Genomic DNA, 18,047 nt, shown 5'->3' with positions numbered 1-18,047 from the left:
CTGGTCACTACCTAGACGTAGTTAGCCATCGTCCTGTCCTCGGTCGAGATTGGGATGCGGATGTAGAACGCGGTGCCTTGACCTAACTCAGACTGTACGTCAATGCTGCCACTGTGGGTTTCGACAACGATCTGCCGCGCGATCGCCAGTCCCAGCCCGGTGCCCTTACCGACCTCCTTGGTCGTAAACAGGTGATCAAAGATTCTCGTTCTTACCGCTTCCGTCATTCCCCGACCGTTGTCGCGAATGCAAATTTCGACCCAGTTTTGCTCAGTCAGCACGGCGGTTTGGATAGTGATTGTCTGAGGATTGGCCTCTAGCTCATCCCAGGAACCTTGCTGAGCCGCTTCATCAAACAGATCGATTGCGTTAGCCAAGATATTCATAAATACCTGGTTGAGCTGACCGGGGAAGCATTCGATCGGCAGCAGCTCGCCATAGTCTCGAATGATCTCAATTGCCGGGCGCTGATCGTTGGCCTTAATCCGATATTTGAGAATCAGCAGCGTGCTGTCGAGCCCTTCGTGTAAATCGGCACTGACCTTGTATTCAGTGTCTGCTCGAGAGAAGGTGCGGAGACTGTTGCTGATTGAGATAATGCGCTCGGTAGCCCTTTCCATAGACTGAAGAAGCTTGGGGAAGTCTGCGCTGAGAAATTCTAGATCAATATCTTCGGCATTGTCCTGCACCGCTGCCGCTGAGCTGGGATGGTGCTGTTGGTAGAGGCTGAGCTGGGTCAGCAGATCTCGCACATAGTCCTGGGCATTAGTAATACTGCCGTTGAGAAAGCCGATCGGATTATTGATTTCATGGGCGATACCGGCGACCAGGTTGCCTAGAGAAGCCATTTTTTCATTCTGCACCATCTGCAGTTGGGTCTTCTGCAACTCTGCCAAAGTTTGCTCTAGTTCCTGTGACTTTTGCAGAATTGTTTCCTCAGTCCGTTTACGCTCGCTGATATCTTCGTAGCTGCCTAAAATCCCGTAGACTTCACCATTCTCATCGCATAGCGGGATTTTGCTGGTATCCAGCCAGAGCGTTGTCCCATCAAGCTGCTGTTGCGTCTCAACAATGTGTAATTCAGCTTGTTTGGATTCCATCACCTGGCGATCATATTCTCGAAACGAATCGGACTCTTCCCGACTCCATGGTAAGTCATAGTCTGTTTTGCCAGCAATATCGTCAGGAGAAATGATGCCTGCCATAGTAGCAAAATTCTGGTTACATCCCACATAAGTTGAATCTCGGTCTTTCCAGAAAACAACCTGTGGAATCGTATCAATGATTTTTCTAAGCAGCTGTTGAGATTGGTCAATTTCCTGCAAGGCATGTTCTAGTTCTTGAGATTTTTGCTGAACTTCAGCTTCAGCCGCTTTACGAGCGCTGATGTCCGATACCATTGAAACGCCGCCGGAAATTTCTCCTCCTGGAGTAAACATTGGTCCATTAAACCACTCGCAAACAATCCGCCGTCTATCTTTACGCACATTTTCATTGATCGCATGGGCTCCTCCCCGCTGGGTCAATATCTCAGAAGCAATGCCATCTACATAGGCATGATATTCTTCCGGTACAATGCAGCGGAAATGCTGTCCCAAAACTTCCTCTGCTCGATAGCCAAATACTCTCTCTGCAGCTGGGTTCCAGGATTGAATTTCGAAATCGGTATTCCACTCCATAATTGCCACAGGAGACTGTTGAATCAGCAGCTTCAAGCGCTGCTGAGACTGTTCTAGCTGGTGAGACTTCCTTTGTTCCTGGGCGAAAAGTCGGGCGTTTTCTAGGGAAATGGCCGCCTGGGTACAGAGAAAATTGAGGATGAGGATGCGATCGCGGTTAAAAACGCCGCTTGCCGACCGATTCTCTACATATAGCGTTCCAATCAGCTGGCCCTGATTGAGAATGGGCAGACAGAGCAGGCTTTGGGGCTGGAACTCGCTGAGATAGGCATCAATCACCGGCAGGTCGGTGCTGAGATCGTCAACTACCACCACTTCCTTGAAATTTTTGACATACTGAATCAGCTTCACAGGCAGATTAGCGTTGCCCTCGAGGCATTCTGAGTACACCTCGACGGTCTCAGGCGTTGCCATCGCTTCGACCTGCCAGATACCTTCGAGATTGGGCATAATGATGGCACAGCGATCGCCGCCAGAGTTTTGTAGAATAATCTGGGTGAGCTGGCGTAAGAGCTGATCCAGCTGGATTGTACTAGAAAAGAGCTGAGCCGCCCTGAGTACGGCGGAGATATCTAGAGCCGTATTGGCGTCAGTCGAAGATGAACGATTGGCGGTGACTGAGGAATGGATCGAGAGATGGGGGCTAGCAATATAGGACAGGCTTTCTACCAGCAGATTGGGAGACTGCGCTGCCGGCTCTAGGATCGGTCGCAGAAGTTTGGGATAGCGGCTTGCGAGCTCATCGGTTTTGGCCCTAGCACCCCAGCGAGCATAGCCATAGTAGGCTTCTTGCAGGTAGCCTGCGGCTACTTTCTCCTTGTCCCAGTCCAGGTAAAATTTGGCCGCTAGCTCATTGGCCAGAGCCTCTTCCTGGATAAAAGCGCTGGCGTTCGCTGCGGCAATGGCGCGGTCGTAGGCTTCAATCGCCTCGGCCCGCTGCCCGACAAGTCTAAAATACTCAGCTTCGATCAGGCTCAACTTATGCCGGTAATTCGACGGAGAATGCTCAGCCCAGCGCTGTAGCTTGGTTCGTCCCGTCTGAATGGCTGCTAGCTGTGGTTCAGCTGCGTCTGTCCCAGAGCAAACTGCCGCCTGAGCCAGCGCCTGATAAAACGTGAACAGCGGTACGACATATTTTGCGGTCACCCCGTTCTGATAGGGCTGAGCTAAGTTAGCCGCCTGTAGGGCCGATTCAGGCGCGCCAAAAATGTAGAAGAGAATGAGCTGATTTAGATAGTAATAGAAAACTGCGGTGCGATCGCCCGTTGCGAGGCAGGTTTGAACCGTAGATTCTAAATCGCTGGCATAGGCCTCTAGGCCTTGCTCGCCCATTAACTCGCCCATTAAAAAGAGAACGGCGCGATGAAAGATGGTTTGGTGGTTGGATATATTTTTCTGCTGTATTTTTGCAATTAATGGGCTATAGACCGAAAATTCCTTTTCGACCTGCGGCAGATGTATCCCGCTCAAGTAGGCATAGTAGCAGTAGAAATTAGCCGCCAGGCAGGCAAAGCGCAGCTCTCCGGTTTCCAACCCTTGCAGATAGGCCTGCTTCAGAGCTGCCAGCGTCTCTCTCAGCGGTTCTTTCCAATGGCGTATGTTTGCACTCACAATGAAGCGAGTGCTGGCTTCTAATTCCTGTTGGGAGGATTCAGCCAGCAGCCGCAAAGCCAGCTGCCCAAACTGATAGCCCTGTTCAATCTCACCGGATATGCCGCACAGGGTGACGCCGTAATCTGCATAGGAAAAGGCGGAAGAAGGGGCACAGCCATGTTTAAAAGACAGCAGTACTTTCTTCAAAACCAGCGAGACGAACAGGTCAGGATTGGCCTGATAGGCCGCGCTGGCCGCACTGGATATGAGCCGCATCGCCGCCAGCTGGTCAGGGTTGGTCATTGGCCCGTGGGCGACTAGAGATTCTCCTGAGGAGGCCATCAGGCTGTCGATTAGCGCAGTGCTCTGCTGCCGAATTTCAGCCTGCTGCTGTGGAGAAAAGGAGATGCCTAGCTGAGCCAGAAATTGTAAAGCCGTATCGATAGCCTGCTGCTGGAGGCTCTGGGCAGCATAGGCTTGAATCCTAATCTCATGAATTTTGACCTGATCCAGCAGTTCCGAGGTATGCTCCAGTCCGATCCGGGCTAGGGCTTCAACTCGGTCAAATTCTCCATTCAGACAGGCCGTCTCAGCCGCTTCTTGGTAGAGAGATAGGGTCAGCGCATACTGGCCCTGCCAGTCTTCGGGCAATAGCTGCGCTAGCCCCGCATTGAGATAGACCGCGGCAGAAGGATAGGCCCCTGCTTCCTTGGCTCTTTTCCCGGCGGTGAGGTTGAGCCGGGCCAGCTGATAGCGCTGCTCCGAGCTGGACAGGAGGGATTGGCCTAAGTTTAGGTGATTGACAATGTCAAACAGCCTTTCGTAGCGCTCCTGCTCGGATAGATGGTTTAGGAGCTGCTGGCCGATTTTGAGATGAGTGGACTGTTTCTGGCCGTCAGGAATCAGCGAATAGGCCACCTGCTGCACCTGGTCATGCAGAAAGCGGTAGGTTAGCTCAGCCGCATCGTCACTGTCCGCTGGAACGGCTTCAGCCTGAAAAAATTTGTAAGTCTGGCTGGTTGTCAGCAGCAGCCCCTCTTGCAAAGCGCTCCACAGGGCCGTTGCCGTTGCACTTTGAGACTGTTCGGAGACGATCGCTAAAGTTGCTAAGTCGAACTGGTTGCCGATGCAGGCCGCCAGTTGGACTGCCTGCTGGGCTGCATCGGGCAGCTTTTGCAGCTGCTGCGCCATCAGCTCTACAACGTCTCCCGTCAGCGACATCGCGTTCACCTGGGCCATATCGCATTCCCAGTAGCCCTGAGCGCGATTGAAGGCGATGTAGCCGTCTTCATGGAGCGTTTTGAGGAACTGGGTCGTGAAGAAGGGATTGCCCTGGGTCTTGCGGTGAACTAACTCCGTCAGCGGGCGCGATCGCGCCATCGAGCAGTGCAGCGCATCCGCTAGTAGCCGATTGGTATCTTCAAAAGCCAACGGCGCCAGGGGCAGCGTCTCCACCGTCGCTCCGGCCAGCTTTAGGTCCTCTACTGCCAGCATAAACGGGTGGGCCGGTGACACCTCATTATCTCGATAGGCCCCCAGCAACAGCAGATAGCCGCTATCCTCCAGCAGCAAGCGGAGCAGCTGGAGCGAAGCTGGATCAGCCCACTGAAGGTCATCCAGAAACATTACGAGGGGATGCGCTGGCGTCGTGAATACGGCAATAAACTTCTGAAACAGCAGGTTAAATCGATGCTGGGCAGCACTGCCCGACAGCGCCGGCGCGGGAGGCTGCGGACCAATCAAGCGCTCTAGCTCTGGAATCACCTCGATCAAAACCTGGCCATTTTCGCCTACGGCTGCCTGCAGCTGGGCGCGCCATTCGGTTAGCCGGGCGTCAGATTCTGCCAGCAGCTGGGCCAGCAGATCCCGCAAGGCCTGGACAAAAGCGCTGAAAGGAATATTGCGGTTGAACTGGTCGAATTTACCCTTGATGAAATAGCCCTGCTGGCGCGTAATCGGCTTGTGGACCTCATTCACGACGGCGGTTTTACCAATCCCCGAGAACCCGGCCACTAGCATGACTTCGGCGCTGCCCTGGGCGGCCCGGTCAAAGGCTGCTAGCAGGGTCTGCACTTCGGCTTCCCGGCCGTAGAGCTTTTCAGGAATCATGAAGCGATCGCTCAGGTCCCGCTGCCCCAGTTCAAAATCCGCGATCGCTTGCTTGTGCGAAGCACGTATCGCGCCGGCCGTCTGCCACTGACTAAGGCATTGCTCCAGATCGTGCTTCAGGCCCAGGGCGCTCTGGTAGCGATTTTCGGCGTTTTTCGCCATCAGCTTGAGGACAATCGCTGAGGCCATGGGGGGAATCGCTGGATTAATCTGATCCGGCGGCATCGGTGCTTGGGCCATATGGCAGTGCACCAGTTCCAGCGGATCGTCTGTCTGGAAGGGCAGTTGCCCGGTCAGTAACTGATAGAGGGTGACGCCCAGGGCGTAAAAATCGGCCCGATAGTCAATTCTCCGGTTCATCCGCCCGGTTTGCTCCGGGGCCAGGTAGGCCAGCGTCCCCTCCAGGCCACCGGGATTTTGAACCTCCTGAGTTTCCTTTGGCAGCAGCGAGGCAATGGAGAAGTCATTCAGCAGCACCCGACCGGTCTCAGGTTGAATCAGAATATTGGCGGGCTTGATGTCTTTGTGCACCACGTGATGCTGGCCGAGGTCGTGCAGAATGTCTGCCAGCTGGATCGCGATCGCGAATACCTCCGGCAAGCTCAGCGGGTTTGCCCGGGCATACTGTGCTAAGGAAATGCTGCCCAAGTCTTCTGTGACCAGGGCATAGCCATTGCCGTAGGGCTCCAGGCTCAGGGGCCGGACAATGCCCGGAATATCCAGATTTTTGGTAATCGTATACTGATTGCGAAACTGCACCAGCTCGCTAAAGCTCGGATAGTCCTGCCGCAGCAGCTTGATCACGACCCGGCGCTGCTGAGCCGTTTGGACGGCCCGGTAGACCGCTGTTCGAGAACCCCAATAGAGCTGCTCCAAACCAGAATAGCCCGGAATCTGGGGCAGATTGGAGTCGATGTTTGCTGAAAGAGTCATCGCTTCGGGAAATTTAGGTTCAACGGACAGATGCTGCTACTAGAGTTCCCCCAAAGCGCTTCGTCTTTACTGCCTGCTCCAATCCCGTCTGATGTCTATACTCACGAATATCATGGGCAAACTTGCAGCCAGGACTCTGAATAGGATTGTACTTGTGGATGAAGAATGCAACCGCCACTCCCGCCTATTTTTAAAGCTGCAATGCCTATTCGCGTCGCCTTCATACCGCGCGATTCTTCCTAGTCTCGGCTCACTCGGGCGGCTTAGATAGTCGCCCGTCTTCCATATTGTGACTTTAGCGCGCGATCGCATGGTTAACGGCCTGATTGACCTGATGATAGCTGCGGGTGAGACGCGCTGAGCCATGTGCTGAAGTCGCTTTCAGGAATCTATACAGAAATCAAATGAATTTGAGGGCGCGTCACTTTTGATATGGATATAATATTTCCCTGTTGCTGGAATGCTATATTTTTGACCATACGAGCTGCTGGCATGGCCTTCGATAGTGCTGTTAGGTCCGACCAGATAGCGATCAATTGTATAGTCGGTGCCGCTTCCTTGGACGGTCAGCGTTTGACCTTTGTTTAGCGCAAACGAGAAATCACGGCCCCCATGCAGATCTTTACTGTAAGACTTGCAGTTACTTTTGCCGGCTAGCAATCCTTGAGAGCTGACTTGCGATATAAACACGGCAGACAGTCCTAACGCTAATCCTAGAAGCGCCAACAAACGGGTTTTCATATTTTCTCAGATTCGTAATTGATACCGATATTTTTTGTGAGGCTGACGGATGAAGTTTTTCAGCACCCGCGTTACCCCCTATGCAAGCCAGCCATCCTTCTAAAGAGGAATCGAAGTCACCAAAGATTTCATCGATGTCTTCGACCGTTTATATATATTTCCCTGTTAGCTCAGGGTCTAACCATCCTCAATAAATTTTAATTTTTTAGTCTGACTTGCTAGTGTAGATGTTTAGATGCTCGGAATATTGATGCAAAAAAATAAGTAATTGTTCTGATGATTTTTATCGCTTTTAAGTGAGTATGATCCACTACGGACAAATCTTTTGCCCCGCCAGATTCAGCGCTGCCATCTGCTCGTTTAAGCATAGGGATGCCTCGTATCTTCACCGCTATGCTCGCAAAAGACCGCAGCGGCTAACCTGACCAGTTGAGCACAGGCCAGCCGCATAGGCGATGCTCAAAGGAGCTTGCATGCTTCAGATTGTCCGCGCGGTCGGAAACCCCTAGGGTTTTGAATGGCAGCCGCAAGGGTACCATTTAGTTCCTTTCTCTCTACTGCTCCTGCATGAGTCGCAGGTAGTTTTGCTTGAGCTGAATATTCTTTTCAGCCATTTTCTCAGACAGCTCCTTCTCGGCGTCGCTCATGCCTTCCCAGAAGCTGGCGGAGCGCTGGAGCGAGACGTATTCCTGCCAGAGCTGCTTGAGGAGGCCAGCGATTTCAGCATTTTCGGATTCTAGCGAAGCGCAGAGCTGCTCAAACTGCTCGTTGGCCTGAGGATGGGTTTTAGGATCCTGGGCCAGCGCGATCGCGCCTTTGAGAGCAATTTCGCGGGGGCTGCTATTGGAGATAGATTCGTTGGCCATGTTGGATTAAAAGATTGCGTCATCCGGTGAGGTGAGTCACCATTCGTGATTATTGCTCGAACAGGCTATTTTGGCCTCTATACCGCTACAGATTTTGGAAACCGACTTTAGCCCAAGATCTCAGCCATTAATCCGATGAAAAAATCATTCGCAGCCCTACCAGCAGTAGCGATGTGCCAAAGCTGCGTCTGAGTAAGGTGGCGGGGACCGCGATCGCGATTTTCGCTCCTAAAAGCCCGCCCAGCACAAACCCTAAGCAGATTAAAGCGGCAACGCGCACATCGACATAGCCGCGCTGATAGTAGGTCCAGGCTCCAAGGATACCGATGGGGGGTACGAGCAGCGCCAGGGTCGTTCCCTGGGCCTGATGTTGGGAGTAGCCCAGTAGATAAATCAGGGCAGGGGTGACTAAAACACCGCCGCCGATGCCAATTAGGCCGCTGATGCTCCCGACTGCCAAACCCAGAGACAGGCAAATGATGGTTTCGAGCATGCCAGTATTGTAAGGGTTGCAGACCTAGATAAACTGACTTCGGAGCTTAGAAGAAATCGTATCGATGACCGAAACCGCCACAATCAGGATAATTAGAATTGCGCAGACTTTGCCGTAGTTAAAGGAGCGAAAGCTCTGATAGAGCGAAACCCCAATTCCCCCAGCGCCGACGATGCCCAGCACAGACGCTGAGCGGACGTTGGCTTCAAACCGATAGAGCGTATAGGAAATCCACAGCGGCAGCACCTGGGGGATCACCCCAAAGAGAATTTCCTGCACCTTGCTAGCGCCGGTCGCCCGTACCCCTTCAATCGGGCCGACTTCAATATTTTCAATCGCTTCAGAAAAGAGCTTGCCCAGGGTGCCTGTCGTATGAACGAACAGCGCTAGCACCCCAGCAAACGGCCCTAGCCCGACCGCTACAACGAAGACGAGCGCAAACACGATCTCGTTAATCGCCCGCATAGCGTCCATAATCCGTCGGGTCGGCTGCACTAGCCACACCGGGCACAGGTTCTCAGAGGCCAGGATCGAAAGCGGTACTGCCACAATCGCCGCCAGCAGCGTACCCCAGATGCCCATGCCCACGGTCTCGACAATGTCCTGGAGGTAAAAGCGCCAGTCGCTGAAGTCTGGCGGAAAGTAGCGACCAATGTATTCGCTCATGTTGCTGCCGCCCTCAAACAGCTCAATCAGGTCGATGTCGCTGACGCGGGCGGCGTAGATCAGAATCGCAACGGTGGCGAGCAGATAGCCGATCCGCAGCGGCGTGATCCGCGGCTTTTCCTGACCTAGAACGTCCTGGACGCGGGGCGAAGGGGTGGAGTGCTCTAGGGTAGGTTTGGGAGACATGTGTGGGGTAGAAGGTAGAGAGGGAAGAGTGAAACGTGATGGGTTTAGGCTTGGGGGTCTGGGGTGGGCTCAGCGGCGGCTGGGGTAGGAGATTGGTCTGGTTGGGGGATGGCTTCTGCGACTAGGGTTTTGGGAACCTGACTGGCTAGGGCGGCGACTCGGACGGTCATGAAGGCGGCCATGGCGGACCAGAGGAGCTGGTTGGTGCCCAGCTGCCAGCTGGCGATCGCAAGCGGCCCAAACCCAACAATCGCCGCCAAAATCATGCTGTTGCGTAAGATTTCGCCTGCCGTCAGACCTAGAAAGTATCCGTCTAGCACGAAGGCCAACGAGCCAAACCCTAAAATGGGTAGCAGCCAGAACACGTAGCGTTCGACCTGCTCGATGATTTCACCGTGGTTCGTCAGTAGGCCAAACAGCGGTTCGGGTGCCAGCGCAAATAGTATAGCAAAGCCCAGCCCTAGGGCTAGGCCGATGCCGCTCGAAAGCTTGAGAAGCGGCTTTAGCTGAGTCAGAGTGCCGGCGCCTTGCAGGCTGCCGGTCAGGCTCTCGGTGGCAAAGGCCAGACCGTCGATGAAGTAAATCGCCAGGATCATCACTTGGAGCAGCAGCGCATTGGTCGCCAGGGGAACAGTTCCCAGAGAGGCGCTAAGGCTGGTAAAGAAGGCGTATACCGAGATAAACACCAGGCTGCGCACCCAGATATTGGCGTTCAAGCGAAAGGTAGCGCTCAGAGCCGTCCAGTCGAACAGGTGGCGGGCCGAGCGCCATTGGGCCAGCGGCGTCTCGCTGACAATCAAAATAAGTCCGACCAGCAGCATCAGATACTGGCTGGCGGCGGTCGCCACCCCGGCGCCGAAGCTTTCCCAGCCCCAGCGGACGATTAGCCAATAGTCCAGCAGAATGTTGGCCCCGTTACTCAGGGCCGACAGCAGCAGCACCTGACCGCTGCGTTCGCGGCCCAGCAGCCAGCCAATCAGGACAAAGTTGAGCAGCGTCGCCGGAGCATCCCAGATCCGAGCGCTGTAGTAGGTCTGCCCGGCGGCCATGACGCTGGGGTCGGCCCTGAGCAGGGTGAATCCGAGCTGCCGCAGCGGCGACTGGAGGAGAAGGATCAGGGTGCCAAGCGCGATCGCAATCAACCCATTCCGCAGCAAAATTAAAATTACCGCCGCAGAGTCTCCGCTGGCTTCAGCCTGAGCCGTCGGCCCGGTTGTCCCCATGCGCAAAAAATTGCAGGGCCGGTAGAGGTAGTTAAACAGCGCGGTAGCCAGCGCCACCCCAGCCAGATGGCGAATTTCGACCAGGTGACCCAAAAAAGCCGAATCGACCAGCCCCGCCAGCGGCACCATCAGATTTGAGAGCACATTTACCAATGCCAGCCGTAGAAAGCGCTGGCGCAGGCTATCTGATAAGGTCAGCATGGTTTCTTAAGCAGAGCCGCTTCGTCAAGGTAGCATAGGCGCTATAGCGATTGGAAAATTCACTCCCGCAATGAGTCACAGCCCCCTGGAAGTCACGGCCTCTAGACTATAGTTTGACCCCACAGCGGCCCTCGTTTCTTCATAAACCAGCCGGTTAATTGAAAGAAACGCGAGCGCGCCCTTCATCTGCCCCCGTCAGAAAAATCCTAGCCTATCCTGTAGGCAGTACCTAGATGCGCACAGCTAACCTTTTTAACTGCTATGAATCACGTCAAGGGAACCTACCGCCGCTTCAACTTAGTGTTTCTCGGGCTTGGTATTCCGGGGCTGCTATCGATTGGCGCATTCAACATTTTTATCGATCCCTATGGGGTTTTGAGCAGCCCAGAGGTTACCGGGGTTAACCACAGTAAGCCTGAAAAGACCGACCGCGCCAGGATGTTTAAGGCAGCGGACGTGGTCCGAATTCAGCCGAAGACGGTCTTTTTGGGAAATTCCAGAGCAGAAATTGGGTTAGATCCCAACCATCCAGCGCTGGCAGACGGCCGACCGGTCTACAATCTGGGCCTACCCAGTTCCAACATCTACGAAGCCAGACGCTATCTAGAGCACGCCATTGCCAACCAGCCCGACATGGAGCGAGCGATCGTTGGGCTAGATTTTGCCATGTTCAACGACCATTGGCAGCAGCCGACCACAGACTTTAGCGATTCGCGCCTAGAAAAAACCCGTCTACCCGTAGACGAATCCGTCAGCGCAGCGCTCTCTCTAGATGCAACCCAGTCGAGTTTGCAGACCTTCATCGCCAGTTTGGAAGATGCGAGTGACCCCCGGGTCGCGCCCGGCGATACTCAAAACTACTACATCGAGGGCGGAGTGCTGAAGCGGAAGCTGCCTGCTGAGCAGTCTATGCTTAAACGATTTCAAACCAACCTGCGCAACTATCTCGAGTGGAGCTATCGCAGGTATGAGCTTTCAGAATCGGGTCTGGACGATCTGAGACAAATTATCGCCCTAGGCCAGCAGCATGACATTGAGATTCAGGTCTTTATCTCTCCGGTGCATGCGGTTCAGCTGGAGGCGATTCGCGCCTCTGGCCTGTGGTCTGACTATGAGACTTGGAAACGCGAAATTGCTGAAATTACGCCTGTCTGGGATTTCTCGGGCTACAACAGCATCACCTCTGAGGCGGTCGATCAGATCACCGATAACTATCTAGAGAGTGCCCACTACCTCCATCCGGTCGGTGACCTAGTACTCAACCGCATCCTCGACTACGAAGCTGAAACGGTGCCCGACGATTTTGGCGTGTTGCTTACCCCGGAGACGGTAGAGCCGCACATTGAGCAAATTCGCCGCGATCGCGAGGCCTGGGTGGCGATTCATCCCGAGCAGGTGGACTGGGTGCAGAAAATGGCCCGGCGACTGCGCGATTAGGCTAGGGCCACCGTCCTAGCCCTGCAAACAGCGCACCGCTTCTAGCATGGCGCGGGCCTTGTTCAACGTTTCCTGATATTCATTTTCAGGGATAGAATCGGCCACCAGCCCAGCCCCAGCCTGGACGCTAATTCGATGCCTGCCGTTGGGCTGGCCTTCGACCACCATGGTGCGAATCGTAATGGCGCTGTTAAGCTGACCTTCAAAGTCGTAGTAGCCATAGACGCCCGAGTAGGGACCCCGACGGCAGGGTTCGAGGGCATGGATAATTTGCATGGCGCGAATCTTAGGTGCGCCGCTGACGGTGCCCGCTGGGAAGCAGGCTTTGAGTAAGTCCCAGGCCGTCTTGCCCGGCGCAAGTTCGCCGATCACGTTGCTGACGATATGCATGACGTGGGAGTAGTGCTCAATCACCATCAGCTCATCGACCTGGACGCTGCCGCTAGCGCAGACCCGGCCCAGGTCGTTGCGGCCCAGATCCACCAGCATGACATGCTCGGCGATCTCCTTGGGGTCTTGCAGCAGGTCAGCAGCTAGGGTGGCGTCGGCTTTGGCCGTTTTTCCTCGGGGGCGGGTGCCGGCAATCGGCCGCAGGGTCGCCTGCATCGGAGTATCGGGGGCTTCGCGGGTCGCTTTGACCATGACTTCAGGGCTGGAGCCAATAATCTGCCAGTCACGGAAGTTGAAATAGGCCATGTAGGGTGAGGGGTTGATCAGCCGCAGCGAGCGGTACAGCTGGAACGGATCGCCGCTGTACTCGGTCGAAAGCCGCTGCGAAACCACGACCTGAAAGATATCGCCCGCCTGAATGTGGGCTTTGGCTGTCTCGACGCTGGCGCAAAATTCTTCACGGCTGCGGTTGCTGGTATAGTCCAGCTGGGTGGTTTCCTGTCCGGGCGAAATCCATTCCAGCCGCGCCTCTTGGTCGGATAGGGGCAGCGTTAACTTATGCACCAGTTGAGAAACGCGATCGCAGGCCCGCCCATAGGCCGCCCGCAGCTCTACCGCCGGATCGCGCAAATCAGCATAGGCAATCGCCCAGACCTTGCGCTTGACCTGGTCAAAAATCAGCAGGTTATCGACCTGCATCCACAGCCCGTCGGGCAGGTCGGTTGCGGCAGGCGGGTAGACCGGCACCGTCGGCTCGATCCACTGGATCAGCTCATAGCCCCAGAAGCCAAACAGGCCGCCAATACCCGGCGGCAGCTGCGGCAGCTGGACCGGCTGATAGGGGGCTAGACAGTCGGCTAGGGTGTCAAAGGGATTGCCGCTGTGCACCTGTTGGGAAGCATCGCGAAAGGTCTGAACGGTGCGATCGCCCCGCGTTTCTAAAATCCACAGCGGGTCGCAGCCCAGGAAGCTGTAGCGAGCCAGATTTTCGCCCCCCTCAACCGACTCTAGCAAAAAGCTATAGGGCTGCCCGGCACAGACCTTATACCAGGCTGAAACTGGCGTATCGAGGTCGGCTACCCATTCCTGGTAGACCGGGACGAAGTTTCCCCGTTTCGCAAGCTCAGTAAACTGATCGTAGTCTGGGCAGGTCATGATTGTTTAATCTCAAATTCAGACCCCCCAAAAAAACTGGGGGTATCGCCGGCAGCGGCTGGCGGAAATCAGCCTCAAAGCCCCTAAACAAATAAGGGACAGCCTTTAGACTGTCCCTTAAAGTGAGCTATTATCGCTTAGACTTCGTAGGGTTCCTTGCCGCTGAACTTAATCGTAGCCGGGTTGGGATTGTCCCCAATCTTACGATCTATCTTGCCGTTGAACTCGCGGCCTTCGTTCACCTTCTCAGGGAAGACGCCGTCTGCCGGATGCAGGTACTGAGTCTCACCGCTGGGAAAGACGCGATAGATCTTGTAGTCGGTAATCTTGGGCTTGAACTTGCGGCGGAGCTGACTCCCCAGCGCCAGGCATTGCTCTTTGCGAGCCAGATAGAGCAAGTTTTCGCCTTCGTTCATGATGGCAGCGCCACCAGTCGGCATTTCAAACACCTGCTCTTTTTCACTAGTCCAGGTGATAGCGTATTTTTCTTCGACTTCAGCTTTGGTCAGCAGGCCGCCGGTGCTGCCGCCGAAGATAGGAGTTTGACCTGTCAGAGTTTCTGCCATGGATGCTAATCTCTCAACCTTGTTAGTCGGCATCGTATCATTGCGTCTGGGTCAGGTTGACCGGTTTGTGAGGAAGCGTAATAGTTCTTTATGGCGAGCGGCGGCCTAGCTCCGCCGCTCGCGGCGAAAGCCGCGGGTTTGCAGCAGTCGCTTCCGCTGCTGTCGGGCTAGGGCCTGCAAATCGACGTTGCGATCGGTTTCATCGACGATTTCACCGGTGAGCACTTCGACCACATCTTCTAGTGTGACGACACCGGAAACACCGCCGTATTCATCGACGACGACCATCAGGTGTTCGCGCCGGGTCTGAAAGGTTTTAAGCAGACGGTCGGCCCGTTCCGTTTCAGGGACATAGCTCACCTGGCGCATCAGGGTGTTGACCGGGGCATCGCTCTTACCCTGGACGATCGCGGCCAGCAGTTCGGCTTTGAGGGCGACGCCGGTGACATGGTCCAGGTCTTCACCAATCACCAGAATGCGGGTGTGCTGAGAGTTGATAATGTCTTCGAGAGCGGTCTGGAGGCTGTCTGCACCGGCGACGTAGGTAATGGCGACGCGCGGCGTCATGATATTAGCGGCGGTCAGGTCGTTGAGGCGAAAGACCTTTTGGATCATTTCGGCTTCGTCGTCTTCGATCAGGCCCTCTTGGTAGCCCAGCATAGCCAGCAGCTTAATCTCAGTTTCGTTCGTAACGGGCCGTTTGCCGCCTTTGGTCAGCGGCGCGGTAATTTTTTCTAGGACCCAAATCAAGGGGAAAAAAGCCCAGGTGGCGGCTCTGACCGGCAGCGCTACAATCAGCCCAATCCGTTCGGCGTAGCGTTCTCCCACCGTCTTGGGTAAAATTTCGGCAAAGAGAATAATCAAAAAGGTGAGCGCTGCTGAAAACACGCCCAGGAGCGTATCGCCAAAGACAGAAGCGGCAATTCGACCGATGATAATACTGCCTACGATGTTGAAAATATTATTCAGAATGACGATGGTCGCGATCGGCCGGGTGACGTGCTGGCGAATCGCTAGCAGGGCGACGGCGGCGGGCTGGCGGCTCTGGGCGATCTGCCGGGCTTTGAGAATGGGAATCGACAGCAGGGCGGTTTCGCTGCCGGAGCAAATAGCCGAGCCGATGATGACAATGAGCACCGCGATCGCGAGTTGAAGCATGATAGAGGGGTTAAAGATACGGCGAAGGATGGCATATTGCTATGATCCTTGCTAACTCAACTGTAGTTCTGCTCTGACCTTTTCCTCGACCCTATGAGTGAAATCATTTTAGATATTCGCGATCTGGCCGTTCAGTTTGAGACCGACAGCGGTGTAATTCAAGCCGTGGATGGGATTTCAGCTCAGGTCAAACGCGGCCAGACGCTGGGAATTGTGGGCGAGTCGGGGTCGGGAAAGTCGGTGACTTCGCTGGCGGTGATGGGGCTGGTGCCGAGCCCTCCAGGCAAAGTGACCCGGGGCGAGATCTGGTTTCAACCGGCGGATGCGGCGGAGCGGGTGAATTTGCGATCGCTCTCCCCCCGACAGCTCCAGGGCTACCGCGGCGGCCAGGTGGCGATGATCTTTCAGGAGCCGATGAGCTCGCTCAATCCGGTCTACACCTGCGGCTTTCAGCTGACCGAGGCCATCCGCCAGCACCAGGATATTTCCCAAGAGCAGGCGCGGCAGCAGGCGATTGCCCAGCTCCAGGAGGTGAAGCTGCTGCCCAGCGATGCGTCCCTGTATGAAACGCTGAAGGCAGAGCTGAATACGTCTGATGACGCTTCCCTCAAACGCGAGATGGCGCAGCGACAGCAGGCGATTTTAGACCGCTATCCGCACCAGCTCTCGGGCGGCCAGATCCAGCGGCTGATGATCGCTATGGCAATTTCTTCCAACCCCTCTCTGCTGATTGCTGACGAGCCGACGACTTCTCTGGACGTGACGGTGCAGGCAACCATTCTGAATCTGCTGCGGGAGCTGCGCGATCGCCGCGGCATGTCGATGATTTTCATTACCCACGATTTGGGGATCATTGCCGAAATTGCCGACCAGGTGGCGGTGATGTACGGCGGCAAGATCGTTGAGACCGGTTCGGTGTACGACATTTTTGCCCAGCCCCAGCATCCGTACACCAAAGGACTGCTGGCCTGTCGGCCCCAAACTCAGGAGCGACTGCGCCAGCTGCCTACCGTCTCTGACTATATGCAGGTGACTCAGGATGCTAATGGCGAAACCATTTTGCAAGACCGCCCTACGCCCGCCGAGCCGCTGCCCGCCGTTCTAGAAGTCAGCCCGGCGGAGACCCAGGCCCGGTTAGAAAAGCTGGAGCAAACCGGGGCGCTGCTGACGGTTGAGGATTTTAAAGTAGGCTATCCGGTACGCGGCGTCTTTGGCCAGACCCAGCGCTACGTGATGGCGGTGAACGGTGTGTCCTTTCAGGTATACAAGGGTGAAACCTTTGGCCTGGTGGGCGAATCGGGCTGCGGCAAGACCACCCTGGGGCGGGCGCTGCTGAAGCTGGTACCCTGCATGGGTGGGCGGGTGCTGTTTGACGGGCAGGACCTGAGCCATTACAAGGGCAGTCGGCTGCGGCAGCTGCGCCGCGAAATGCAGATTATTTTTCAGGATCCCTTCAGCTCGCTGAACCCGCGCATGAGCATCGGCGCGGCCATTGCCGAACCGCTCAAGATCCATGGCGTCATCCGCAGCCGCAAAAACCTGAAGGAGCGAATTCAGTATCTGCTGGAGCGGGTAGACCTCGACCCCCACTGCATTAACCGCTTTCCCCACGAGTTTTCGGGCGGCCAGCGGCAGCGGGTCTGTATTGCCCGGGCGCTGGCGCTCAACCCTAAGTTCATCATCTGCGACGAGTCGGTCTCAGCGCTGGATGTTTCAGTGCAGGCCCAGGTGCTCAACCTGCTGAAGGAGCTCCAGGCCGAGTTTGACCTCACCTATATCTTCATTTCCCACGACCTCAGCGTAGTCAAGTTCATGAGCGATCGCATTATGGTGATGAATGACGGCAAGGTCGAAGAAATTGGCCCCGCCGACCGGGTTTACCAGCAGCCCCAAGAGGACTACACCAAGCGCCTGATTTCAGCCATCCCCATCGGCAGCCTGGAGCGGATTCGGGAACTGCAGGCGACCCGCGCGATCGCCAGTTAGCTACTAATAGTCCTGATCTTAGAGATGAATATGCACTAATTTCGGACAGTTTAAGTCCAAGCATATGTCACGACTAAAATAGGGGTAAAACGGGCATCGAAACCGATGAAGCAACGGCGACCACTTAGATAAGCCAGCAGCTAGAAGCCTTGATGTAGAAATGACATGACGATTCCTGCGATCGAACCACCGATAGAAAAAATTACTGAATTTTGCCACAAGTGGCAAGTCACCGAATTTGCCTTGTTCGGTTCCGTTCCGCGTGATGACTTCCGACTCGATAGCGACGTTGACGCAATATGGAGATATCATCGTCATGAGCCTCTCGGGTTATGAATCGGATGAAGTGGCGTTCGAGTTTGGGGCTCAGCTACGGAACTGGACAAGGCCGCGTCAGATCGGTCGGGTGCCGGGGGGCTGGGGCCGGACTTGTGCTGCCAAACTCGGATACCCGAGCGCCAGATGTATCCTTTGTGCGAGCGGAACGGCTGCGGCTTAGCCCTCAAGGGTTTGCAGAACTAGCACCGGACCTGATGGTGGGAGCGCGTCATACTTCAACGAGAGAAAAAGAGTCCAGGTCGCCATTGAGATAGGCGCAGCGAAGCGCCAGGATCTGCGGCACCCGTTCAGGCTTCCAGCGTGCCCCCGTCACTTGAATGCGCTCA

Annotated in this window: 11 protein-coding genes and 1 pseudogene; 3 read left to right on the top strand and 9 right to left on the bottom strand. The window is 55.3% G+C overall.

The annotated features are described in order from the left end of the window. Window positions 1-11: 11 nt before the first annotated feature. The 6 genes from IQ241_RS20685 to gntT all read right to left on the bottom strand — a co-directional run bounded on the left by IQ241_RS20685 (window position 12) and on the right by gntT (window position 10,690). Entirely contained in the window at window positions 12-6,314 is a 6,303-nt protein-coding gene (locus tag IQ241_RS20685) for an ATP-binding sensor histidine kinase (RefSeq protein WP_193910882.1), read from the bottom strand. Between the two features lie 381 nt (window positions 6,315-6,695). After that, window positions 6,696-7,055: a PPC domain-containing protein gene (locus IQ241_RS20680; protein WP_193910880.1), complete on the bottom strand. Its 360-nt coding sequence runs from the start codon at window positions 7,053-7,055 to the stop codon at window positions 6,696-6,698. Between the two features lie 554 nt (window positions 7,056-7,609). After that, window positions 7,610-7,921 (bottom strand): hypothetical protein, encoded by a 312-nt coding sequence (locus IQ241_RS20675; RefSeq protein WP_193910878.1) that lies wholly within the window; start codon window positions 7,919-7,921, stop codon window positions 7,610-7,612. A gap of 127 nt (window positions 7,922-8,048) precedes the next feature. Beyond that, complete coding sequence (locus IQ241_RS20670) at window positions 8,049-8,414, bottom strand: sulfite exporter TauE/SafE family protein (RefSeq protein WP_193910876.1); 366 nt, start codon at window positions 8,412-8,414, stop codon at window positions 8,049-8,051. A 24-nt stretch (window positions 8,415-8,438) separates the two neighbouring features. After that, on the bottom strand, window positions 8,439-9,266 hold the full coding sequence (gene phnE / locus IQ241_RS20665; protein ID WP_193910874.1) for a phosphonate ABC transporter, permease protein PhnE: 828 nt from the start codon (window positions 9,264-9,266) through the stop codon (window positions 8,439-8,441). Window positions 9,267-9,310: 44 nt separating this feature from the next. Beyond that, entirely contained in the window at window positions 9,311-10,690 is a 1,380-nt protein-coding gene (gene gntT, locus IQ241_RS20660) for a guanitoxin biosynthesis MATE family efflux transporter GntT (RefSeq protein ID WP_228021921.1), read from the bottom strand. Window positions 10,691-10,951: 261 nt separating this feature from the next. Between gntT and IQ241_RS20655 the strand changes: the two genes are divergently transcribed. After that, window positions 10,952-12,127, top strand: a complete 1,176-nt coding sequence (locus IQ241_RS20655; protein WP_193910872.1) for a hypothetical protein — start codon at window positions 10,952-10,954, stop codon at window positions 12,125-12,127. A gap of 15 nt (window positions 12,128-12,142) precedes the next feature. On the opposite strand, the gene IQ241_RS20650 is transcribed toward IQ241_RS20655, so the two are convergent. The 3 genes from IQ241_RS20650 to IQ241_RS20640 form a co-directional block, all read right to left on the bottom strand. Beyond that, window positions 12,143-13,672, bottom strand: a complete 1,530-nt coding sequence (locus IQ241_RS20650) for an anthranilate synthase component I family protein (RefSeq protein ID WP_193910870.1) — start codon at window positions 13,670-13,672, stop codon at window positions 12,143-12,145. Window positions 13,673-13,809: 137 nt separating this feature from the next. Continuing rightward, complete coding sequence (gene psaD, locus IQ241_RS20645) at window positions 13,810-14,238, bottom strand: photosystem I reaction center subunit II PsaD (RefSeq protein ID WP_193910868.1); 429 nt, start codon at window positions 14,236-14,238, stop codon at window positions 13,810-13,812. Between the two features lie 105 nt (window positions 14,239-14,343). Further along, window positions 14,344-15,396: a hemolysin family protein gene (locus tag IQ241_RS20640; RefSeq protein ID WP_193910866.1), complete on the bottom strand. Its 1,053-nt coding sequence runs from the start codon at window positions 15,394-15,396 to the stop codon at window positions 14,344-14,346. A 93-nt stretch (window positions 15,397-15,489) separates the two neighbouring features. Between IQ241_RS20640 and IQ241_RS20635 the strand changes: the two genes are divergently transcribed. Together IQ241_RS20635 and IQ241_RS20630 are read left to right on the top strand one after the other, a co-directional pair. Beyond that, window positions 15,490-17,382 (top strand): ABC transporter ATP-binding protein, encoded by a 1,893-nt coding sequence (locus IQ241_RS20635; RefSeq protein ID WP_193910864.1) that lies wholly within the window; start codon window positions 15,490-15,492, stop codon window positions 17,380-17,382. 165 nt (window positions 17,383-17,547) lie between these two features. Then, window positions 17,548-17,694: pseudogene (locus tag IQ241_RS20630) on the top strand (nucleotidyltransferase domain-containing protein); the annotation flags it as partial. Window positions 17,695-18,047 lie beyond the last annotated feature (353 nt).

The sequence above is a fragment of the Vasconcelosia minhoensis LEGE 07310 genome, assembly GCF_015207255.1.
GTDB lineage: Bacteria > Cyanobacteriota > Cyanobacteriia > Phormidesmidales > Phormidesmidaceae > Vasconcelosia > Vasconcelosia minhoensis.
The sequence above is the reverse complement of the archived record's forward strand: the minus strand, read 5'-3'. Positions and strand labels throughout refer to the sequence as shown.

Excerpts from the sequence above, each read along its gene's own strand:
- IQ241_RS20655 (WP_193910872.1), top strand. The coding sequence starts at position 10,952 with ATGAATCACGTCAAGGGAACCTACCGCCGCTTCAACTTAGTGTTTCTC.
- IQ241_RS20650 (WP_193910870.1), bottom strand. The coding sequence starts at position 13,672 with ATGACCTGCCCAGACTACGATCAGTTTACTGAGCTTGCGAAACGGGGA.
- psaD (WP_193910868.1), bottom strand. The coding sequence starts at position 14,238 with ATGGCAGAAACTCTGACAGGTCAAACTCCTATCTTCGGCGGCAGCACC.
- IQ241_RS20675 (WP_193910878.1), bottom strand. The coding sequence starts at position 7,921 with ATGGCCAACGAATCTATCTCCAATAGCAGCCCCCGCGAAATTGCTCTC.
- gntT (WP_228021921.1), bottom strand. The coding sequence starts at position 10,690 with ATGCTGACCTTATCAGATAGCCTGCGCCAGCGCTTTCTACGGCTGGCA.
- IQ241_RS20670 (WP_193910876.1), bottom strand. The coding sequence starts at position 8,414 with ATGCTCGAAACCATCATTTGCCTGTCTCTGGGTTTGGCAGTCGGGAGC.
- IQ241_RS20635 (WP_193910864.1), top strand. The coding sequence starts at position 15,490 with ATGAGTGAAATCATTTTAGATATTCGCGATCTGGCCGTTCAGTTTGAG.
- phnE (WP_193910874.1), bottom strand. The coding sequence starts at position 9,266 with ATGTCTCCCAAACCTACCCTAGAGCACTCCACCCCTTCGCCCCGCGTC.
- IQ241_RS20680 (WP_193910880.1), bottom strand. The coding sequence starts at position 7,055 with ATGAAAACCCGTTTGTTGGCGCTTCTAGGATTAGCGTTAGGACTGTCT.
- IQ241_RS20685 (WP_193910882.1), bottom strand. The coding sequence starts at position 6,314 with ATGACTCTTTCAGCAAACATCGACTCCAATCTGCCCCAGATTCCGGGC.
- IQ241_RS20640 (WP_193910866.1), bottom strand. The coding sequence starts at position 15,396 with ATGCTTCAACTCGCGATCGCGGTGCTCATTGTCATCATCGGCTCGGCT.